This window comes from Gibbsiella greigii (assembly GCF_039540155.1).
Classification (GTDB): domain Bacteria; phylum Pseudomonadota; class Gammaproteobacteria; order Enterobacterales; family Enterobacteriaceae; genus Gibbsiella; species Gibbsiella quercinecans.
Map to the genome: position 1 here is coordinate 102,451 of NZ_BAABEM010000010.1, position 21,809 is coordinate 124,259.

Here is a 21,809-nt window from a genome sequence, read left to right on the forward strand (position 1 = left end):
CAACAAAACGCCAAGCGCTGATTGTTGCACCCGGCCACACAGGTTAACGCCGCCGGCACCGGCTCATAACGGTTGCGAATTTATCGATAAAGAAGTCTGCATTACTGGTGCTAAAACACAGCGGAGGCCGGATCTTCAAACTGTTGCCATACGCACCTGCCGCACCAATCAAGATGCCTTCACCTTTCAGTTCATTGATCACCCGCTGCGTCAGCGCCGTATCCGGTTCCTTGCTGCCCAACTGCCGGAATTCAACCGCATTGAACAACCCCGCGCCACGCACATCGCTGATTGCCGGGTATTGGTCGGCAAGGCTGCGCAGCCCGGCGCGGAGATAGTGACCACAGTGCTCGACGTTGGCAAGCAACTCTTCTTCCTGGATAACCTGCAACACAGCCAGGCCAACCGCCGCCGCCACTGGGTTACCGCCAAAGGTGTTGAAGTATTCAGTTTCCTGGCTAAACCTGTCGAGCAGATCTGGCCGTGTAATAACGGCAGCCATCGGGAAACCATTCCCCATTGGCTTGCCCAGTGTGACGATATCCGGCACCAATTCGTGGCGCTGGAAGCACCAGTAATGCGTCCCCGTGCGGCCAAAACCAGGCTGAACCTCATCGGCAATGAACAAGCCACCGCCCGCCCGCACGCGTGCCACGGCCAGACCGAGAAAACCGGCCGGATCGGCGTACACGCCATCGCTTGAAAAAATGGTGTCCACCAGTAAGGCCGCACAGCCAAAGCCTTCTGCGGCCAGCGAATCCATCGCCGCTTGCACCGCTCCGGCAAAGACCTCCGCCACCTGCTGGCCTGGCTGCAGGGTGTTTGCATCAGGCGCAGGAACGGTGCGGACATAAGGCGGCAACTGTTGCCGCTTCTGCCCTGATGGCGAAACCTCCATCACCGCCGTTGTATTGCCGTGATAGGCGCTCTCAGTGACGATAATCCCCTGTTTGCCGGTTGCCATTCTGGCAATGCGCAGGGCAATATCATTGCTTTCGCTGCCAGTACAGGTGAACACCACATTGGTGAGCGGCGCGGGGAAAGTGGCCAGCAAGGTTTCTGAATAACGCTCCAGCACCGGGAACAAATAGCGGGTGTTGGTATTGAGCAGGCCAGCCTGCCTGGACATGGCTTCAACCACCTTCGGATGGCAATGGCCAACGCTCGGCACGTTGTTATACATATCCAAATAGCTGTCGCCTGCGGCGTCATACATCCAGACACCGCGCGCACTGACCATTTCAATCGGCTGCTGATAGAACAACACCGAAGAAGCGCCCTGCGTGTTTTGACGGCGAACGATCTGATTGGCCAACCCGGCATCCAGCGCTACACCATCGCTTTTCTCAAAGCGGTTCAGGCCAAGAATTTGTTTTTTTTCTTTCATTGCGGATTCTCCTGCGCCACAGCCCGGGCTGCGTTCATTGCATGTTCACGCAGATATTGCCTGGCCAGCGCCACGGTCCCTGCGGGGTAATTGGCAGCCAGTTGCTGCGCCGTGGGTGTCTCCGCGTGGCTGGCTATCCAGGCGCTGAGCTGAAGGCGGCGCAACATCACTAACACGGGTAACATAGCCTCATCCTGCCGGCTAAGCGGGCGGAAGCTGCGATACCCCTCCAGCCACGCGGCCTGGTAATTGCCCAGTAACGGGTCGTCTTCAATAAAACTCACCGCGGTCGCAAAATCCCAGCCAAACCAACAAATACCGCAATCGTCAAAGTCGATAACGGTCATTTTCTCACCATCCACCAGCAGGTTAGCTAGGCGCATATCACAATGAACCAGCCCGAAGCGCTCTGGGGAACAACCATATTCGTCGAGCTGCGCTTTGAGCAATTTCTCAGTTTGTTCCAAAAGCGAGATGTCTTCCGGTGCAAACTGGCTCAGGCTACGCCAGTCTCCCCAGAGCGCCTGTTTGCCGATGATGGTGTCAAACGTCCAGATCTTGCGGGTGAATGCCGGCGGCCTTTGCCAACCGAGGCTGTGCAGATGCAGGCGAGCGGCGATTTGCCCAAGCCTGCGATACCAGGAAGACAAATCGCATGCGCTATCCGGTTCAGCACCGGCAATAAATTCAAACGCAACAACAAAAGTCACGGACGCCTCATCTTCCAGCCGCGCTACCCGCTCTCCGTTAAGCTGTGGAATCGGTGCCGCAACGTTGATAACGCCGCTGGTTTTCAGGGAGAGCAGCCAATCCAGCTCCGAAATAATTTCCGCGTGACGGCAATAATTCGGGCGATGTACGCGCAAAACCAAACGGCGTTTGGTTGCCACGTCGGTGACCAGAAAAGTGGCGTTCTCCGAAAAAGTGAGCAACGACAGTTCCGATCTTTCACTCACGCCCCAACGGGGCAGTGCAGCGCGTAATAACCCACCGATTTTCTCTATGTACATATCGTGATAAAGCATCGCAAGTATCCAAAAAATGACATAAGTACAACATTTTTATGTTGGCATCGTCTTTTTTGCAAGATTAAAGATAAAAATATTTACCCGCCGATAAAACCACACAATATTAGTTTTTATTTTCAATAAATTAACAGAAAAACATTAAAACCAACAGCCAAATGCCCCGTAACAGGGCACACTCCGCTTACAGAGGGAAATCCACCTAAAAAACGTCAAAAAAAACAAAATAATAATCCTAAATATCAATCAGCTAAACAATTAACACCTGCACCACAATCGCTCACCATAAAGAAGCATTTTATTTAGTGGAAAAATCAACAAAATAATGTTGATCACTCAACATTTACATGCTTATTCTTTGTCGAAATAGTGGCTCGTTTCCAGACGGCATCGGCGAAAAACTGGTGTGTTGACGATTCATGGCATAAGCGGGGAGAAACACATGTACGAAGATATAGAAGGTAAAAGCATACTGATCACCGGTGGCAGCAGCGGCATTGGGCTGGGGCTAGCACTAAATTTTGCTCGCCATGGCGCCAATGTTGCGATCACCGCCAGAAATGCCGCCAAGCTGGAAGCCGCTATCACCAGGGCCAGCGCACAAGGGTTGACTATAAAGGGCTACGTCTGTGACGTCAGCATTGCTCAACAGGTGAAAGAGACCGTTGGTCTTTGCGCGGAACAACACGGCGGTTTGGCCGTGCTATGCTGCAACGCGGGCGTCTTTCCTTCGGCTGCTCTGAGCGATATGACGGAAAGTGACTGGGATGATGTGCATGCGGTAAACAGCAAAGGCACATTCCTGTGCGTACAGGCAGCAATCCCGTGGTTAAAACAAGCCAGCCATGGCCGCATTATCCTTACCTCTTCCATCACTGGCCCTGTCACCGGCTACCCCGGCTGGGCGCACTATGCCTCGAGCAAAGCGTCGCAACTGGGTTTCATGCGCACTGCCGCACTGGAACTGGCCAAAGATAACATCACCGTCAATGCCATTCTTCCCGGCAACATTATCACTGAAGGGCTGGCGGGCATGGGGGACGACTACATTGCCACCATGGCGAAATCTGTCCCGCTGCAGCGCCTGGGCAGCGTTGACGACATTGCCGCCGCCGCGCTGTTTTTTGCCTCTCAGGCAGCCGGGTACATCACCGGGCAAACGCTGATTGTGGATGGCGGTCAGATCCTCCCCGAATCATCTTCCTGCATTTCCTGACGGAGCGGTAATAACATGAGTAATCAGATCATTACTAACCCTGCCGGAGATGAAACCGGCACATCGACGATCCAGCGCCTGCGCCCAAACGCCGTAGGGTTAACCGGCGTACTGTTTATGACGGTAGCGACCGCCGCGCCGATTACCGCCATGCTGGGTAATGTGCCCATCGCGGTAGGTAGCGGTAACGGGCAGTATGCGCCAGCGGGTTTCTTGGTGGCGACCATCATCCTGGCACTGTTTGCCATCGGGTATGCCCAGATGGCGAAGTACATTACCGCCACCGGCGCATTTTATGGCTTCATCTCTCATGGGCTGGGGCGCATCATCGGTATGGCGGCCGGGGTTGCGGTCACACTGACCTATATTGTGTTTGAGGCCGCGCTAGTTGGGATTTTCGCCTTCTTCTGCGAAGACTTAATCCACGGGCTTTCCGGTATGCATATCCACTGGATTGTCTTTGCGTTGGGCATGCTGATTGCCAACGGCGTGCTCAGTTATTTTGATATTTCACTTACGTCGAAAGTGCTGGGTTGTTGCCTGGTGCTGGAAATTATCATTCTTACCGTGGTCGCCTGCGCAGTGTTGGTGCATGGCGGTGGGCCGCGGGGCTTCGTCCCTGAGTCGATCAACCCGTTGCACGCCTTTACTCCTGCACTGGGCGTGCCGGGTGCTAACGCGGGCATTGGCCTGTTTTTCGCCTTTTGGTCCTGGGTGGGCTTTGAATCCTCGGCGATGTATGGCGAAGAGTCCAAAAACCCAAAGAAAATCATTCCGCTGGCGACATTGCTGGCCGTGATTGGCATTGGGCTTTTCTATGTATTCATCTCCTGGATGGCCATTGCCGGAACTGGGCCAGAAAAAGCCATCGCGCTGGCGCAAGATCCCAACAAGGCCGCAGAAATCTTCTACGGCCCGGCGCGCCAATATCTGGGCGAATGGGCGGTGGCGGTATTCAAAATTTTGGTGATCACCGGTTCCTTCGCTTGCGGGATGGCGTTCCACAACTGTGCCGCACGCTATATCTATGCCCTGGGCCGGGAAAACCTGTTCCCGTTATCGGGTAAAACCCTGGGCCTTACTCATCCCAAACATGGTTCACCCCACGTAGCCTCAACGGTTCAGACCCTGATTGCCTGCACGATCATCGTTCTTTTCCTGCTGGCAGGAAAAGACCCTTATGCAGATATTTACACACTGCTGGCCATACTCGGCACCATGGGGATCATGATCGTTCAGGCACTGTGCGCCTTTGCCGTGATTTTCTATTTCCACGCGAATGCAGAAAACCGTAAACACAGCCACTGGTTTAAAACGTTCCTGGCACCGTTAATGGGTGGAATAGGCATGGTGTACGTCGTCTATCTGCTTTTTGCCAATATGGATTTCGCAGCAGGTTCAGCGGCAAATACACTGTTCTATAAAGCCATACCGTGGATTGTGTTATCCAGTTTTGTCATTGGTGCGGCTATAGCAACCTGGTTCAAGCTTTTTGATAATAAAAAATTCCAGGTTATTGGCCGCATTGTATTAAATGAAGAAAAATAGAAGGCCAAGCTATGTTTGATAAAAAAAGTATTGTTCTTCTCGAGGCCCATCAACTTTCACGCCTGATCAGGAATAAAGAAATATCCTGCCGTGAAGTCATGGAAATCTATCTCGACCATATTGAATCTTTTAACTCTCGCGTTAATGCCATCGTCAGCATGCGGGATAAAAGCCAGCTACTTAAAGAGGCGCAAAAAAAGGATATTGCATTAGCGAAAGGGGATTATCAGGGCTGGCTGCACGGCATACCTTTTGCCGTTAAAGATCTGGCATTAACACAAGGTATTGCCACCACCCGGGGTTCACAAATTTTCGCAAATGATGTTCCCGACAGGGACTCATTAATAGTGGAAAGAATCAAACAAGCCGGCGCCATCATCATCGGCAAAACCAACACGCCTGAATTTGGGCTTGGCTCCCAGACTTATAATTCGGTTTTCGGTGCCACGGGCAACGCGTATAACCATCAGCTCACCGCCGGGGGCAGCAGCGGCGGCGCTGCCGCTGCCCTGGCGCTGTATCTGCTCCCGGTAGCGGATGGCAGCGACATGATGGGCTCTTTACGCAACCCTGCCGCCTTCAATAACGTGATGGGTTTTCGCCCATCCCTGGGCCGTGTTCCCTTTACGGAAAGCAACGAACTGTTCATTAACCAGATGGCGTATGAAGGCCCGATGGGGCGCTGCGTCAAGGACGTCGCCCTGCTGTTGGCCACGCAGGCCGGCCGGGACGACCGCGCGCCGCTTTCGCTTACCGGCGCTGGCGATCAATTTACCGAATCGCTGGCCATTGACTGTACTCACCAGCGGATCGGCTGGCTTGGGGATCTACAGGGCCATTTACCCTTCGAAGACGGTATTCTTCCCCTGTGTGAAAAAGCGCTAAATACATTTTCAGCACTCGGCTGTGAAGTTAACCAGGTCGCCATAGATATCGATTTTGAAACGGTATGGAATGCGTGGCGTACCCTCCGGCATACTTCCGTCGCGCACAGCCTTGAGCCTCTTTATTCCTCCCCCGAAAAACGGAAATGGCTTAAGCCTGAAGCCATCTGGGAAATAGAAAATGGCTTAGGGTTAAGCGCAATGCAACTGATGCAAGCCTCGGCGGTAAGAACCCTGCTTTATAAGAAGCTTATTAGGCTTTTTGAGGAAGTGGACTACCTGATATTGCCCAGCGCGCAGGTTTTCCCCTTCGATAAAAAGAGTCATTGGCCTGAAGCAATATCAGGCCGGGCAATGGATACGTATCACCGCTGGATGGAGGTAACGATATTAGGCAGCCTTTCTGGCTGCCCCGTTGCCAATGTCCCGGCCGGGTTTAATGAATCAGGGTTACCAACAGGCATCCAGATAATAGGGAAGCCCCAGTGTGATATGGCTGTGCTTCGTCTGGCTCATGCTTATGAAAAAGCCACGCAATGGACCGCGAAAAACAAACCTGGCGCGATCAAAGAAAGCGAATTAACTCACTATTTACTTTAGTTTATTCACCCGAGGGGGATGAAAATGAGCAGCCATAAGAAAATTATAGCGGGTACCATTGGTAATATACTCGAATGGTATGACTTCCTTATTTATGGTTTTTTCGCTGCCGTTATCTCCAAGCAGTTTTTTCCAGCCCATGACGAATACAGCTCACTGCTGATCTCATTGGCAACATTTGGCGTTGGCTTCTTCACCCGGCCAATCGGGGGGCTAGTCATTGGCGTCTATGCGGATAAATATGGCAGAAAGAAAGCCCTACAATTGATTATCTGGCTGATGTTTATTGCGGTGACGATTTTTGTGGTAACACCGTCTTACCACCATATAGGTATCACCGCCCCCATATTGATCGTGATCGCGCGCCTTATCCAGGGGTTTGCCACCGGTGGCGAATATGCCAGCTCAACGTCATATCTGGTGGAAGGTTCGGACGATAACAAGAAAACTTTTTATGGTTCCTGGCAGCTATTTGGCCAATGCCTAGCGGTGGTGCTGGCGTCAATTATCTCTATGATTATCTTCAAAGTGTTTAGCGACAGCCTGGAAAGCTGGGGCTGGCGAATTGCGTTCGCCGTCGGCCTGGTTATCTGCCCGGTCGGGCTATGGATAAGAAATAATCTCTCTGAATCTGACGAGTTTATTAATCAACAAGCCGAGAAAAAACAGCCTGGCAATAAAACGGGGTTGGATTTTAGAAAGATCATCCTTGGGTTTTGCCTGGTGGTGAGCGGTACGGTGGGCTTCTACGTTTTATTGATTAATATGCCGAGCTTTGCCAGCAAACAGTTGGGGATGCCGATAACCAGCGTGCTGACGATCCAAATCTGCATCGTCAGCCTGATGGCCGCTATCATCCCTCTGTTCGGCATCCTGGCAGATAAAATAGGGCGGAAGTTTGTCTTTCTCATCTCAACCATCGGCTATTTTGTTATGGTGTTGCCGCTGTTTACCTGGGTGATTCATTCGCCAACAATTAGCCATATGCTCGTTATGCAGTCAGTTCTGGGGCTATGCCTGGCGGCGCAGTTCGCAACAATGCCGACCATGCTGACATTACTGTTCCCGGTTGAGAACAGGGTGACCTCTTTATCCATTAGCTATAACCTGGCCACCATGACCTTCGGCGGTTTCTCACCGTTTATTGTTGCCTGGTTGTCGCATGGTTGGGGCGCCCCTGCACCTGCGTATTATATGTTTGCCGTTTCGGCAATAAGCCTGGCTGCGGCAATCTGTTTCCCGCACGACGCCAAAAAAGCGTTGCCGGCGGTGGCAAGGCAGCTGTCACGCTAACCGTGGCTCCGGTTGCTGGCCCGCAACGGCGGTATGAACACCCCTTTATCCCTCCCAAAGAAGATCCTCACAAAGGATCTTCTGCTTTACCCGTCAACAAATGATCCCACGGCGCTACCGGCAGCAAAGCCGCCATCAGCGCATCCACCACCACCCTCACCTTTGGCGCCAGCTCGCGCGAGCGCGGCCAAAGCGCGGTAATGGGGACATCGTTTGGCGGCGTGGCAACCGGGAGCACCTTTAATTCCCCACGATGTATTGCTTCTGCCGCCAGCCACGTCGCCAAACAGGCCACCCCCATGCCGCTGATTGCCGCATCCAGCAAGGCTTCGCCATTACTGATGATATGCCGATAGGGCAGATCGTAAGCTTTAACCAGCCCCGCCGGGCCCATCAGCCAGGGGAGCGCCCGCCCTTGCCTGGCGAACCCCAGGCAGCGATGACGGCCCAGATCCTCCACCGAATGCGGCAGGCCGTGCGTGAGCAAATATTCAGGCGCCGCGCAGATAACCGAATGCTGGAAGCCCAGGCTGCGGGCATTCAGGCTGGCGGAGTTCCCCGGATCGCCAAGCCGCACGGCCAAATCAACCCGCTCCTCGACCAGATCAATTCTGCGATCGGTAAAAGCGACATCCATTTCCAGATCCGGGTATTGCTTCGCCACCGCTTTCAACACCGGCATAATGCGCAGCCGGCCAAAAGACACCGGCAAGTTTATCCGCACCCGGCCTGTAACCCGGCGGGTTGTCGAGGCAAGCCTGGATTCCGCCGCGTTGAGCTCGTCCAGCACCCGCAGGCAACTGTGATAATAATCATGCCCCTCTTGGGTCAGGTTCAGGCTGCGCGTTGTTCGGTTCAGGAGCTTTATCCCCAGCCGCGCTTCCAGGCGCGCCACGCTTTTGCCCGGCGCGGATGTCGATACCCCCATCCGCGCCGCAGCGGCGGTAAAACTGCCGGCTTCTACGGTATGAACAAACGCGGAGATATCCTGCAACCGGGAGTGAAGGCCATTCTTCATCGCATTACAGACTCTATGGCGGAAATGATGCGCCATCATATCGCGATACAGGATAAAACATCGCCAGTAACATGATCGATACGGCTCACAATGGAGGTATCATCATGACTAACACCATGAAACAGTGGCAATTGCAGCAATTTGGCATAGGCCAACTGCAACAGGTTGAAGTGCCCATCCCCACCCCCGCGAACCATCAGTTGCTGGTGAAAGTGGCGGCCGTCGCGCTGAACTATCGCGATAAATTGGTGATAGAAGGCGAACTGCTGCCTGAAAAGCCGCCCATGCCCTTTGTACCGACCTCGGACATGGCGGGCACCGTGGTGGCGGTGGGCAGTGACGTCACGCGATTTAAACAGGGTGATCGGGTATCCGGTAATTTCTGGGTTCAGTGGGTTGACGGCGAACCGCCCGCGGAGATGCTGCGCCACGGCCTTTCCCTGGGGGGCCCCTTGCCCGGGATGCTGGCCGAATACGTCTTGCTGGAAGAGCACGCCGCCGTAGCGGTAGCCCCCACATTAACGAATGAAGAAGCCGCCACCCTACCGATCGCCGGCCTGACGGCCTGGTTCGCTCTGATCGAAACCGGGCGGCTCGAAACAGGGCAAACGGTCGTCACCCAAGGCACTGGCGGCGTATCGCTGTTTGCCCTGCAGATCGCCCGGGCCTTCGGCGCCAGGGTGATTGTGACTTCTCGCAGTGCACAAAAGTTGGCGCGCATTAAAACGCTGGCGCATTGCGAGACCATCAATACCGTGGAACAGCCAGCATGGGCGCAAGCTGTCCTGGCATTAACCGGCGGCAGGGGCGCCGAGCATATTATTGAAACCATCGGCGGGGAAAACCTTACCCAGTCGGTCAGCGCGCTGGCCGGTGGCGGCCATATCGCCCAGATTGGTTTCCTGAACGGCCCCGATATAACGTTGTCTGCCGTGCCGCTGATGCTGCGGCGCGCCGTTATTCAGGGTATTTCCGTTGGCCACCGGCGTGCATTTGAAAAAATGATGGATGCCTTTGCGCACAAAGGCATTCGGCCGGTCATAGACCACGTTTATGGCTTTCACGACGTTCCCGCCGCATTCCAGCATTTGGATCGCGGGCCTTTTGGCAAAGTGGTGATACGCATCGCCCCCTGATCGTTGGCGATCCCCCTCGGTTCCAGCTCCGGCGGCTTGTGCACTCTTTAGTGCCTGGCCCCGGCAACCTGTATATGCACAAAATTCGTGCAGCGACATGCATTACCGTTGTGCGGCATAACCGCACTTTACACCGCTATCCCCGCCAGACGCACAAAGCAAACAAGACAAAAAAATACCGTAATAATCTGTTTTTAAAACAAATTAAATGCACATACCGCCTGTTAGCACTGTTGGCATGATTCATGCTCATATCATTTTGTTCAAGTAACTTTACTTAAATTCAAAACACTTTCAGAGAGCCAATCATGAAACTACGCCTTTTTGCCGCCCCCCTGTGCTGGACTGCCCTGATAACCGCCGGCGTTTTTTCCGCCGCGGCCCACAGCGCCGATCTGCTGCAACGCATCAAAGACGCCAAAGTGATTACGGTCGCCACCGAGGCGCGCTACGCGCCATTCGAGTATGTCGAAAACGGCAAAATCATTGGCTATGACGTGGATTTGATGAACCACATTTTGGCAAAACGGCTGCCGGGCGTGGCCGTGAAGCAGCTGGATCTGCCTTTCCAGGGGATCCTCCCTGGCCTGGATGCGAAAAAATTTGATTTCGTCGTCACCGCCGTCACCGTGAATAAACAGCGCATCGCCCGCTTCGCCTTTACCACGCCGATTGCCGAATCCACGGTGGCGCTGCTCAAACGCGCGGACGATGCGTCTATCGGTACAACCGCCGATCTGAGCGGTAAAGTCATTGGCTCGCAAACCGGTTCCGGGCAGTTGCAAATCCTGCAGGCCTTCGATAATTCACTGAAGGCGGACGGGAAACCGGGCATTAAAGAGATCAAACAGTACGTCGCCTTCGATGAAGCCTATGCCGATCTTGCCGCCAAGCGTCTGGATGGCGTGGCCCAGTCGCTCTCAAACCTTGGCCCGTTAATCAAATCCCGCCCGGGAGTATTCGCGACCCTGCCGACCATGCTCGGCCCAACCACCTATTTTGGCTGGGTAGGGCGCAAGGATGAAGACAGCGCTTCGCTGGTGAAGCTGTTCAGCGATGGCATCGCGGAAGCAAACCGCGACGGCACGATGCAGGCCCTGCAACAGAAATGGTTTGGCTTCACCATGGCCGTGCCGGCAGACGCCATGCCCGCGCCTAACCTGTGAGACGCCGTTAAATGCCGACCTTTATCACACAGTTCATCGCGTGGTTGCCCATGCTGGCTAATGGCGCCGTCACCACCGCCACGCTTTGCTTGGTGGCGATGATTGCCGGGTTTTTCGTCGGCATTGGCGTGTGGCGAATGTCTGCCAGCCAGCGCCGGCTCTGGCGCATTATTGCCCAGGGATGGGTGAGCCTGTTTCGCGGCACGCCGGTGCTGGCGCAGTTACTGCTGTGTTTTTACCTGCCGGGCCAATTGGGGCTGGATATTTCCGGTTTTTTTGCCGCAGTGCTGGCCTTGACGCTCAACACTGCGGCATACCAGTCGCAGATACTAAAAAGCGGCTTCGCCGCCATCAGCGCCGGGCAGTTGGAAGCAGCGGCTATCTGCGGCCTGAGCCAGAACCAGATCCTCTGGCGCATACAGGTGCCGCAAGTGCTGCGCGTCACACTACCTTCGCTGATTTCCGAACTGATCGATGTGATAAAGGCTTCGGCTGTGGTGTCCGTTATCGCGCTGACGGATCTGATGCGCGTCGCCCAGCAGTTGGCTTCATCCACCTATCAGCCGCTGCAGGTTTATCTGGCGGCGGCGCTGGTTTATCTGGTGTTGACCAGCCTGCTTTCATTGCTTGGGCGGCATATGGAGCGCCGTTGGCAGAGGGAACAACGATGAGTGAACTCATGCAATACCTGCCGGATTACCTGAGCGCGTTAGGCGTAACGCTGTGGCTTAGCCTGTGCGCAGCGCTGGGCGGCGCTATCCTGGGGTTTACGCTGAACGCCCTGTGCCGCGGCAACCCGGTGCTGTTTCAACTGTGGCGCGGCTATGTGTGGATCATTCGCGGCACGCCGTTCCTGGCGCAGTTGGCCGTGATTTACTTCGGGCTGCCGTCGATTGGGCTGATGCTTAGCGCAGCCCAGGCCACGGTGCTCGCCCTCACGCTATACAGCGGCGCCTATTTCGGGGAAATCTTTCGCGCCGCCTGGCTGAGCATCCCTCCCGGCCAGCGGGAAGCGGCGCTGGCCAACAATATCTCCCGCACTCGTTGCTTCTGGCATATCCAGGCGCCGCAGGCCCTGCGCTTCGCCCTGCCGCTGCTGGGCAACCAATGTATTTCGACCATCAAAGAAAGCGCCATCGCTTCCGTGATCACCGTCCCTGAACTGACCATGACCACCAGCCAGATCGTCGCAAACACCTACAGCTATGTACTGCCCTACACCCTACTCATCATCAGCTACTGGCTGTTGGCGCAGGCGGTCAGCCTGGGCGTGCAGGCGCTGAGCAAAACCCTGCGAACCGGAGGATACCGTGACCAAAACGTCCGTGCCCATCATTGAACTGCGCCACGTAGGCAAATCCTTTGCCGACCACGTGGTTTTGCAGGATATCAACCTGGCGGTGTATCCGGGGGAGATCGTCACCCTGATTGGCCCTTCCGGCTCTGGGAAGACCACCGCGCTGCGCTGCATGAACTTCCTGGAAACCTACGATCGCGGCGACGTTTTGATCAAAGGCCAGCTTCTGGGATACAGCGGCTCGCAGCGCGGCGCAGCCCATATCGACAGCCCGGGCGCCATCGCAGAAGTCCGGCGCCCACTGGCGATGGTCTTTCAGCAGTTTAACCTTTGGCCGCATATGACGGTGCTGGAGAACGTCGCAGCGCCGCTGGTGCTGGGCAAGAAACTGCCGCGTCAGGTTGCGAAGCAAACCGCGATGGCCGTTTTGCAACGGGTGGGAATGGCGCAGAAAGCCGACAGTTGGCCGGCCCATCTATCCGGCGGCCAACAGCAGCGCGTGGGGATCGCCCGGGCCCTGGCGCTGGAACCGGAACTGCTGCTTCTGGATGAGCCCACGTCGGCGTTGGATCCTGAGCGGGTGGAAGAAGTGCTGGACGTGATCCGTGCGCTGGCGAACCAGGGCATGACCATGGTGATGGTTACGCATGAAATGGCCTTCGCCGCCCACATATCCTCCCGCCTGCTGTTTATGGCGGATGGCCGGATCGTGGAAAGCGGCGCCCCGCGGCAAATTTTCACCCAGCCCAAAAGCGAACGGCTGCGCAACTTCCTGGCGCCGCTATTCCGCCGCCCTCTGCAACCAGAAGAGTTGGAGAAACTATGATTTCTGATGAAGGCCTGCGGGTGGCCCGGCACCTTGACGCCACACACCTGAATCACTTGCTGCAGCAACTCTCTGGCTTTGGCGCCCTTCCCAGCGGCGGGGTTAATCGCCAGGCCCTGAGTGAAGAAGAGCTGGATGCCCGGGAATGGATTATCGGCCTGGCACGGGAGATGGGCTGCAATATCTATACCGATGCGGCGGCCAATCTGTTTTTACGCCGCCCTGGGCGCACGGCGTTCCCCCCGGTTACCACCGGCAGCCACATAGATACCCAACCCTGCGGCGGCAACTTCGACGGCTGTTACGGCGTGATGGCGGGGTTGGCTTGCCTGCAGGCCATGAACGATGCCGGGCTAGTGACCGAACGCCCGGTGGAAGTCGCCATCTGGACAAACGAGGAAGGCAGCCGCTTTGCGCCCGGCGCCATGGGTTCCAGCGCCTTTGTTCAGCCGGAACTGCTGCCCGCTTACCAGGCCGCCGCCGGGGAAGACGGCACTCCGTTCAGCGACGCGCTGGTCAAGTGCCTGGCGCGCTTCAAAACGCTGCCACAACGGCCGGATCGCGCCATGGCCTGCTTCCTGGAGCTGCATATTGAACAAGGGCCAATCCTGGAGCAACAGGGCCTGCCGCTGGCCGTCGTCAGCGGTATTCAAGGCGTGCGCTGGTATCAGGTAACCTGCCTGGGCCAGTCGGCGCACGCCGGCACGACGCCAATGGGTTTGCGTCAGGATGCCATGAGCCTGGCCCGGGCACTGGCCGCCCACATTGAAGATGTGATGGGGGATGCGGCGGATGAAGCACTGCGCATGACCTTTGGCCGCTGGCAAGTAACGCCGAACGCCATTAACACCGTGGCGGCGCAGGTGAGTTTCACCCTTGATTTTCGCCACCCAGACCCAGCGGTGCTTGCGCACCTTGATGCCCTAATGGCCAGCCTGGCCGGCGAGCGCATACACATAACGCCACTGCTGAATAAGGCGCCGCTCGCCTTTGATGCCCCGCTCAATACGCTATTGGGTGATGTCTGCCACGCGCTGGACATTCCACATACCCGCTTACTGTCCGGCGCCTTTCACGATGCGATGCATCTGGCGGGCCATTGCCCCACCAGCATGCTGTTTGTGCCCAGCCATAAGGGCATCAGCCACAATCCGGAAGAATATACCGATCCCCGCTCGCTTAGCGTCGGAGCCAGTGCGCTGGCCTGTGCGCTCACCGAGCTTGCCCGTTCCACCAAAGGAGTTTATGCATGACCACCACCACGCAATATCCAGCCTGCTGCGACAAAGACAACGGCAATGCGCTGGGGCTGAACGCCACCGCCACTACCCCGATCTCCGCTGACGGCACGCCGGTGCCCGGCGAGCTGTATACCATCCCACCGCGCTGCGGGCGGGCGGTGCGCCTGAAAAAAGGCCAGGTGATCCAAATCATTAATACCCCCGGTAGCCAGGTATGCGACACCTGGCTGTTCAACAGCGATGATCTGAGCGAATTCGCCTCGATGGAGCATACCCGTGCCTTTATCGATAAAATCATCCCCAAACCGGGGGATGCGCTGGTCACCAACCAACGCCGCCCCATCGGCACCCTGTTGAGCGATACCTCGCCGGGAGTGCACGACACCCTGATCGCCGCCTGTGATCTGTTCCGCTACACCAATATGGGCATTACGGAATACCATGACAGCTGCGCCGACAACATGCGCATGGCGCTTAACGCCATTGGCTTACGCGCCCGCGAAGTCCCCCAGCCGCTAAACCTGTGGATGAATACGCCGGTGAACCCTGACTACACGATTTCCTGGTTGCCCACCGTCAGTAAACCGGGCGACTATGTTGAAATTCGCGCCGAGCTGGATTGCGTGGTGGTGATGTCTGCCTGCCCACAAGACATAGTGCCAATCAATGGCTGTTCACCCAAAGAAATTCAATTTAAAGTAATGGCTTAACGGGGCGTTCCAAGCCCGCCTGCTGGCGGGCATTTCATTGACTCATTGGCTGAAAGCACGACATGAAAAAAAACAACGAGCCTAAACCCTCCGCCTCTTTTACCAGTTTGGGAATGCGCTTGCGCCACGCGCGTCTTGCACAGGAAATGACGCTCAAGCAATTGGCGCAAAAGGTGAAGTGTTCGGAAAGCCTGCTCTCGAAGCTGGAAAACGAAGCAGCCAGCCCATCATTGGCAATGCTGCACCGGCTGGCCAGCGCGCTGGAAACCAGCATCGCCGATCTGATGGCAGAAGACTGGGTGGCCGAAGCGCCGGTGATGAAACCACAACAGCGCCGGCGCAAACACTTCCTACAGCGCAATAAAAAAGGCGGTATCGAGTTAGAGAACCTGACCTACCACCATAAAGGCGGGCTGCTGCAAGGCAACATCCATATCATCGAACCCGGGGTGGCGAGCGATGGCCAGATAGAGCACCACGGGGAGGAAATGGGCTATGTATTGGAAGGTGAGCTCGAACTGCATCTGGGTGAGGACATCTGGCACCTGGAACCCGGTGACTCGTTTTATTTTCCCAGCCATGTGCCGCACGGTTACCGCAATCCAGGGACCGTTGTCGCCCGGGTACTGTGGGTGAACACGCCGGTAACCTTTTAATCCACCGGCAGACGTAAGGTTCTCCCCCAACTGGAGCCGTAAGCGTGCCTGCGCCAGCCTTGTATAAGGCGCAAGGCTGAGCTGGAAACCGGCCGTGGCTAACGGTATTGCGGGCATCACTCCCGCCATCATAGGTAAATAAGATTTATGAAATACTGCCGGTGTTTATCTGGCAACGACAATCCATAAGCCATCCTTTGCGCCGAAAGTATTTTATTCTAATTATCACCTAATCTACTGAAAGACAGGAAAAGCTGTGGCTAAATATATTTTTTCTGGCCTGCACTTCATACGGAAGCCTTTATGCCACAAATTTTGCAATTTCTTCTCGCCTTGGTGGTTATCTTCGCATTGGCATTACTGGTCAGCAATGACCGCAAAAAAATCCGCCCACGCTATATTGTTCAACTGTTAGTGATTGAAGGGGCGCTGGCCTATTTCTTTCTGCATGCGGCCAGCGGGCTTAGCGTGATTAAACACGTCGCCGGCTTCTTTGAGCTGCTGCTGACCTTCGCCGCTGAAGGCTCAAACTTCGTTTTCGGGGGCATGAGCAAAGAAGGCATGTCGTTTATTTTCCTCGGCGTTCTGTGCCCCATCATTTTTATTTCCGTGCTGATTGGTATTTTGCAGCACTTCCGTATTCTGCCGCTGATTATTCGCGTTATCGGCACCCTGCTGGCCAAAGTAAACGGCATGGGCAAGCTGGAATCGTTTAATGCGGTCAGCACGCTGGCGCTGGGGCAATCGGAGAATTTTATCGCCTATAAGGGCATCATTGGCGATATCTCCCCACGCCGCATGTACACAATGGCCGCTACCGCCATGTCCACGGTTTCCATGTCGATCGTCGGCGCCTATATGGCGATGATTGACGCAAAATACGTGGTCGCCGCGCTGATCCTGAATATGTTCAGCACATTCGTCATTCTTTCCATCATCAACCCCTACCAGGTAGACGATGAACCAGAGTTAAAGCTCAATAAGCTGCATGAGGATCAGAGCTTTTTCGAGATGCTGGGGGAATATATCCTGGCCGGTTTCAAGATTGCGATGATTATTACGGCGATGCTGATTGGCTTTATTGCGCTGATCGCCGCCGTAAACGCGATTTTCTCCGGCATCTTTGGCATCAGCTTCCAGCAGATGCTCGGCTATGTGTTCTATCCGCTGGCGTGGCTGGTCGGCATTCCGGCGCAAGATGCATTGCACGCCGGCAGTATTATGGCTACCAAGCTGGTTGCCAATGAATTTGTCGCCATGATCGAGCTGAAAAAAATCGCGGCGGAAATGAGCCCGCGCGGCGTGGGTATCCTGTCGGTGTTCCTGGTGTCGTTTGCCAACTTTGCGTCTATCGGCATCATTGCCGGCGCGATCAAAGGCCTTAACGAACAACAGGGCAACGTGGTTTCCCGCTTTGGCCTCAAGCTGGTTTACGGCTCAACGCTGGTAAGCCTGCTTTCAGCCGCCATCGCCGGGCTGGTGCTGTAAGCATGCCCCCGGCCGCCGCACCGGCCGGGGCATATTTAAAATGCTACGCAGACCTGCGCATCCTCACGCATCACCGAATCTTGGGCAAACTGCTGTTTATAGAGGGTGCGTAACGCCTCGATATTCGCTTCGGTGTCTTTTCCCGCAGGGTGGATCAACATTAATGCCTTGCTGTTCTCACGCGCCAGCTTGCCGTCGTTCCCCAGCCATTGGCCTTTTGCGTCAAACACCGATAAGCCCTCTTTAAAACGCGGCGTAACCTGCTGATCGACAAAGCGCTGCCATTCCTGAGCGCTAATCACCGGCCCCGATGGGCGATTCAGCCCAAAGAATAACGTGGTTTTCATCATGGGTTCGCCAACGCTACAGGCCATCGCCGTTTTCGGCTCCGCGCGTTGCGCTGTGGGTGCGGCACACCCGTTTAAAAACAGAAGGGAAGCCGCGATAAACGCCGCCATATATGGTGTTTTCATCTCTATTCCTTAATCCAACAAATTCCTGCGCCTCTGGCGCGGGGAAAAAACCGCCATCACCCATAAAAAGCAAAATAAGTAATGATTCAATATAACCACGCACACCAGCATGACCATTTATAAAGCTATTCCGGCACACTGCTAATAAAATAATCTAATCCGAAAGACATATCGTTAGAAAAAATCAATAGTCGCATCGCCCCGGGCCGATTACCCTGCATGGCACAAAACCTTTTACCCCAACAGACAACACCCTGATGTTACTGAGCATCCTTTATATCATCGGCATTACCGCAGAAGCCATGACCGGCGCGCTTGCCGCTGGGCGGCGGCAAATGGACCTGTTCGGCGTTATTTTTATTGCTTCGGCCACCGCCATCGGCGGTGGTTCGGTGCGCGACATCCTGCTGGGCCACTACCCATTAAGCTGGGTGAAGCACCCTGAATATATCGTCATTGTCGCCATTGCCGCCATTCTTACCACCTGGCTGGCGCCGTTGATGCGCCATCTGCGCCGCCTGTTTTTGGTGCTGGATGCGATCGGGCTTATCGTTTTTTCCATTATCGGCGCCCAGGTGGCGCTGGACATGGGCCACAGCGCACTTATCGCGGCCATCGCCGCCGTGATAACCGGCGTTTTTGGCGGCGTGCTGCGCGATATGTTCTGCAACCGCATCCCCTTGGTTTTCCAGAAAGAAGTGTATGCCGGCATTTCCTTTGCCGCCGCGTGGCTGTACATCGGCCTGCAACACTTTGCGCTGACGCATAATGTCGTTGTTCTCATCACGCTTATCGCCGGCCTGAGCGCCCGCCTGCTAGCCCTGCGCTTCCGCCTGGGCCTGCCGGTGTTTAACTACCAGCATCCGGAAAATTAACGCCCGGCTGGGAGAGGGTTATCTCTCCGGCTGGCCGTGGGTAAAAACCCGCGATCCCCTGCACGCCCAGCACATCAGCCATGGCGGCCAATTCAGGGTGTTGAATATACGCCTGCAGCAAATGCGCTCTTTTCGCGCCGATTCCCGCCACTTCACGCCATTGCTCAACCGTCAACTGTTGCAGATGGTGCCAATCCGTCACGCCTGCGGCTTGAACCCGGGATAACGGCACCCCCAGCGCAACCAACCAGTGGGCAAACGGCCGTTGGCGGGTTTGTTGGAAACGCCGATGAATCTCCCCGGCCCGCGCCCTACCAATACCGGGAACCGCAGCCAACTGTTCCGGCGTGAGCGCCAGCCAGTCCAGCAGGTGGTGCACAAGGCCGTGGTTCATCAGCGCCTGCCAGTTAGCGCCGCTAACCCCGTTGATATCCAGCCCGTTGGCGCTGCTCAACCATACCAAACGGGCCAAGAACTGCTGTTGGCAGCCCGATTGCCGGCTAAAACAGCTTAACGCATGGTACCGCTTGGGATCGGGCGCCGTGATGACCGGCCGTTCGGCCACCCGCCACACCACCGCATCAAGGTGCGGTATGCCATGCCCCTTCAGGCTGACGGCGATCTGATCGCCAGGCACAACATCCCACTGGCGCCAACGTGAAAGCGGCCCGACGCTCACCCGCCGGATCCATTTATCATCCATCCGAACCGGCGCCAGTTGCAACACGGCGCTAACATTGCCCGTGCGCCCGATGGAAAAGGCGACGCCGTTAACCTGCGCAATCTGGCGTAACGGCGGATATTTCCAGGCAACCGCCCACTTTGCCGGTTTATTTTTCCAATAACGCCCCGGCGGGGCATACCCCTGATGGATCACAATCCCATCGGTCACGAACGGCAAAGGAGCCTGCTGCCAATGCTCACGCCATTTTTCAACGTCTACTAAAGCCGTTACCGGTTGCGAATACCGCAGGGCGAGCGGAAAGCCCCACTCCGCTAGCTGCCGCAGGCGCGCATCCATCGCTGCCGGGCCGTCTGGCCACGCCCAGATAAACACGCCAAGCTGCGCCAGGCCTGGCGATACCGGGTTGCGCATCAGCATACCCGCCACTTTGGCACGCGCGTTGATGCCCCCTTGGCTGAGCTGGTGATGATCGTTCACCTGCAGGAAAATCTCCCCTTGCAGCACCAGACTTGCCGGCGCGTTATGCAGCCGTTGCGGAACCGAGGGGATGGCTTTCACCTTTTCCAACCAGTCTTCCCCCAGCAACCCATTGCCCCGGCTAATCGCCTGCACCAGCTTCCCTTGCAGGTAAACCAGCGTAACGGCCACGCCGTCTACCTTCGGCTGCACCCATAAATCGCTGCGACCGCTTATCCACGCCCCAACGGCACGGGCGTCAGGCAATTTTCGCAGGCCGGTATGAGCCACCGGGTGCGCGACTTTCCCGCCCGGCAATAACGGCAGCGCCTCACCGCCAGCGGCCTGCCCCGCACACCGAAGCCAAACCGCCAGCGTCTGCCGCAGGCCGTCATAGAGTTCATCATCGATGGCGCTATCGCCGCGCTGGTAATAGGCCAGATCCCACTGCTCAAGCCGCTGTTGCAGCGCCGCACTTTCCTGGCGCAGGCGTTCCGGCGGCCAGGCCGGGCAGGTTTGCGCCGCCGCGCTACTGCATATCGCCACACCAACCCCGATGCGCCAGGCCAGATAAAACCCCCGCTGTATCATTGGCACCTCCTTGTTGCCCCAGTAAAGCGCTAAACCGCCTGGCCGGCGAGAGGGAAAAGCGCAAGCTGCGCAACCGTCCTCATAAACGCTGGTGGCTTACAAAAACCATCGGATATTTCGCGATAATCTGCGCAAAATGGGTTTTTGCGCCTATTTTTTTGCACAAAGCAGCAAGCAAAATGCGAGGTAGCGCTGCATCAGGCGCTTTAGCCGTGTATACTGTGCGGAGAAAATAAGCATCCGCTGTCATTGGCACATCAACCGCTATCAACGAACATCATCATGGCTCAAGGCACGCTTTATATTGTCTCTGCTCCCAGCGGCGCAGGGAAATCAAGCCTGATTCAGGCTTTGTTAAAAACGCAACCGTTGTACGACACGCAGGTGTCTATCTCTCACACCACGCGCGCCAGGCGCCCGGGTGAAAACGACGGCGAACATTACTTTTTCGTTTCAAAAGACGAATTCCAGCAAATGATCGCGCAGGATGCGTTTCTTGAGCACGCCGAAGTGTTCGGCAACTATTACGGCACGTCGCGCGCCGCCATTGAACAGGTGCTGTCAACCGGCGTGGATGTGTTTCTGGATATTGACTGGCAGGGCGCGCAGCAAATTCGCGCCAAAATGCCGCGGGCGCGCAGCATCTTTATTCTGCCGCCTTCAAAGGAAGAGCTTGGCCGCCGCCTGCGTGGGCGCGGGCAAGATTCCGAAGACGTGATCGCAAAACGCATGGCGCAGGCCGTTGCCGAAATGACCCACTATGCGGAATACGATTACCTCATCGTCAATGATGATTTCGATCTGGCCTTGTCGGATCTGAAAACCATCATTCGCGCCGAACGCTTGCGTTTAAGCCGGCAGGCACTGCGGCATGACGCTTTAATCAGCAAACTATTGGCAGACTGACGGCAGTTTCAGTATCATGCCCAGTCTTTTCGTCACCTGTGGAGTAGCACAAATATGGCACGCGTAACTGTTCAAGACGCTGTAGAGAAAATTGGTAACCGTTTTGACCTGGTGTTGGTCGCTGCTCGTCGGGCACGTCAAATCCAGGTCGGCGGCAAAGAAGCGCTGGTTCCTGAAGAGAATGACAAGTACACCGTTATCGCCCTGCGCGAAATCGAAGAAGGCCTGATCAACAATCAGATCCTTGATGTCCGTGAGCGCCAGGAACAGCAAGAGCAAGAAGCCGCAGAGATCCAAGCGGTAACTGCCATTGCTGAAGGCCGTCGTTAATA

Annotated in this window: 21 protein-coding genes; 16 read left to right on the top strand and 5 right to left on the bottom strand. The window is 55.8% G+C overall.

The window, feature by feature from the left end:
- Positions 1-43: 43 nt before the first annotated feature.
- Positions 44-1,387, bottom strand: a complete 1,344-nt coding sequence (locus AC559G_RS10860) for an aspartate aminotransferase family protein (RefSeq protein WP_498912562.1) — start codon at positions 1,385-1,387, stop codon at positions 44-46.
- Positions 1,384-2,412 carry a phosphotransferase enzyme family protein gene (locus AC559G_RS10865; protein WP_498912563.1) on the bottom strand — a complete coding sequence of 343 codons (1,029 nt, stop codon included), beginning with the start codon at positions 2,410-2,412 and terminating at the stop codon, positions 1,384-1,386. The genes AC559G_RS10860 and AC559G_RS10865 overlap by 4 nt, the downstream gene beginning before the upstream one ends.
- 442 nt (positions 2,413-2,854) lie before the next feature.
- Between AC559G_RS10865 and fabG the strand changes: the two genes are divergently transcribed.
- Genes fabG through AC559G_RS10885 form a run of 4 tightly spaced genes read left to right on the top strand, consistent with a single transcriptional unit; the run spans position 2,855 to position 7,953 of the window.
- The gene (gene fabG, locus AC559G_RS10870; RefSeq protein WP_498912564.1) at positions 2,855-3,628 is read left to right on the top strand and encodes an SDR family oxidoreductase; all 774 of its coding nucleotides are present in this window, start codon (positions 2,855-2,857) and stop codon (positions 3,626-3,628) included.
- A 15-nt stretch (positions 3,629-3,643) separates the two neighbouring features.
- Positions 3,644-5,176 carry an APC family permease gene (locus AC559G_RS10875; protein ID WP_498912565.1) on the top strand — a complete coding sequence of 511 codons (1,533 nt, stop codon included), beginning with the start codon at positions 3,644-3,646 and terminating at the stop codon, positions 5,174-5,176.
- 11 nt (positions 5,177-5,187) lie between these two features.
- Positions 5,188-6,660, top strand: a complete 1,473-nt coding sequence (locus AC559G_RS10880) for an amidase (RefSeq protein WP_498912566.1) — start codon at positions 5,188-5,190, stop codon at positions 6,658-6,660.
- Between the two features lie 24 nt (positions 6,661-6,684).
- Positions 6,685-7,953, top strand: a complete 1,269-nt coding sequence (locus AC559G_RS10885) for an MFS transporter (RefSeq protein ID WP_498912567.1) — start codon at positions 6,685-6,687, stop codon at positions 7,951-7,953.
- A 67-nt stretch (positions 7,954-8,020) separates the two neighbouring features.
- Here AC559G_RS10885 and AC559G_RS10890 read toward each other — a convergent pair whose 3' ends face one another.
- A complete protein-coding gene (locus AC559G_RS10890; protein ID WP_498912568.1) occupies positions 8,021-8,971 on the bottom strand; it encodes a LysR family transcriptional regulator in 951 nt (316 codons plus the stop codon).
- A gap of 104 nt (positions 8,972-9,075) precedes the next feature.
- Between AC559G_RS10890 and AC559G_RS10895 the strand changes: the two genes are divergently transcribed.
- The 9 genes from AC559G_RS10895 (at position 9,076) to AC559G_RS10935 (ending at position 17,491) form a co-directional block, all read left to right on the top strand.
- On the top strand, positions 9,076-10,107 hold the full coding sequence (locus AC559G_RS10895; RefSeq protein ID WP_498912569.1) for a zinc-dependent alcohol dehydrogenase family protein: 1,032 nt from the start codon (positions 9,076-9,078) through the stop codon (positions 10,105-10,107).
- A 308-nt stretch (positions 10,108-10,415) separates the two neighbouring features.
- Positions 10,416-11,273: a type 2 periplasmic-binding domain-containing protein gene (locus AC559G_RS10900; RefSeq protein WP_498912570.1), complete on the top strand. Its 858-nt coding sequence runs from the start codon at positions 10,416-10,418 to the stop codon at positions 11,271-11,273.
- Positions 11,274-11,284: 11 nt separating this feature from the next.
- Positions 11,285-11,944 carry an amino acid ABC transporter permease gene (locus AC559G_RS10905; protein ID WP_498912571.1) on the top strand — a complete coding sequence of 220 codons (660 nt, stop codon included), beginning with the start codon at positions 11,285-11,287 and terminating at the stop codon, positions 11,942-11,944.
- Positions 11,941-12,612 carry an amino acid ABC transporter permease gene (locus tag AC559G_RS10910; RefSeq protein ID WP_095846560.1) on the top strand — a complete coding sequence of 224 codons (672 nt, stop codon included), beginning with the start codon at positions 11,941-11,943 and terminating at the stop codon, positions 12,610-12,612. The genes AC559G_RS10905 and AC559G_RS10910 overlap by 4 nt, the downstream gene beginning before the upstream one ends.
- Complete coding sequence (locus AC559G_RS10915; protein ID WP_269467122.1) at positions 12,584-13,396, top strand: amino acid ABC transporter ATP-binding protein; 813 nt, start codon at positions 12,584-12,586, stop codon at positions 13,394-13,396. Before AC559G_RS10910 ends, AC559G_RS10915 begins: the two co-directional genes overlap by 29 nt.
- On the top strand, positions 13,393-14,649 hold the full coding sequence (locus AC559G_RS10920; protein ID WP_498912572.1) for a M20 family metallo-hydrolase: 1,257 nt from the start codon (positions 13,393-13,395) through the stop codon (positions 14,647-14,649). The genes AC559G_RS10915 and AC559G_RS10920 overlap by 4 nt, the downstream gene beginning before the upstream one ends.
- Entirely contained in the window at positions 14,646-15,347 is a 702-nt protein-coding gene (locus AC559G_RS10925; RefSeq protein WP_346083164.1) for a DUF1989 domain-containing protein, read from the top strand. The genes AC559G_RS10920 and AC559G_RS10925 overlap by 4 nt, the downstream gene beginning before the upstream one ends.
- 62 nt (positions 15,348-15,409) lie before the next feature.
- Positions 15,410-16,003, top strand: coding sequence for a cupin domain-containing protein (locus AC559G_RS10930; RefSeq protein ID WP_095846559.1), 594 nt, complete (start codon positions 15,410-15,412; stop codon positions 16,001-16,003).
- 303 nt (positions 16,004-16,306) lie between these two features.
- Positions 16,307-17,491 carry a NupC/NupG family nucleoside CNT transporter gene (locus AC559G_RS10935; RefSeq protein ID WP_095846558.1) on the top strand — a complete coding sequence of 395 codons (1,185 nt, stop codon included), beginning with the start codon at positions 16,307-16,309 and terminating at the stop codon, positions 17,489-17,491.
- Positions 17,492-17,526: 35 nt separating this feature from the next.
- On the opposite strand, the gene AC559G_RS10940 is transcribed toward AC559G_RS10935, so the two are convergent.
- Positions 17,527-17,964: a DUF3574 domain-containing protein gene (locus AC559G_RS10940; RefSeq protein ID WP_095846557.1), complete on the bottom strand. Its 438-nt coding sequence runs from the start codon at positions 17,962-17,964 to the stop codon at positions 17,527-17,529.
- 257 nt (positions 17,965-18,221) lie between these two features.
- On the opposite strand from AC559G_RS10940, the gene AC559G_RS10945 reads away from it, so the two are divergent.
- Positions 18,222-18,839, top strand: a complete 618-nt coding sequence (locus tag AC559G_RS10945; RefSeq protein WP_095846556.1) for a trimeric intracellular cation channel family protein — start codon at positions 18,222-18,224, stop codon at positions 18,837-18,839.
- Here the strand turns inward: AC559G_RS10945 and ligB are convergent.
- Positions 18,814-20,571: an NAD-dependent DNA ligase LigB gene (gene ligB / locus AC559G_RS10950; RefSeq protein WP_498912573.1), complete on the bottom strand. Its 1,758-nt coding sequence runs from the start codon at positions 20,569-20,571 to the stop codon at positions 18,814-18,816. The two genes, AC559G_RS10945 and ligB, sit on opposite strands and share 26 nt — an antisense overlap.
- A gap of 282 nt (positions 20,572-20,853) precedes the next feature.
- On the opposite strand from ligB, the gene gmk reads away from it, so the two are divergent.
- Complete coding sequence (gene gmk, locus AC559G_RS10955) at positions 20,854-21,477, top strand: guanylate kinase (protein WP_438599672.1); 624 nt, start codon at positions 20,854-20,856, stop codon at positions 21,475-21,477.
- 54 nt (positions 21,478-21,531) lie between these two features.
- Positions 21,532-21,807 (top strand): DNA-directed RNA polymerase subunit omega, encoded by a 276-nt coding sequence (gene rpoZ, locus AC559G_RS10960; RefSeq protein ID WP_095846553.1) that lies wholly within the window; start codon positions 21,532-21,534, stop codon positions 21,805-21,807.
- Positions 21,808-21,809: the final 2 nt, after the last annotated feature.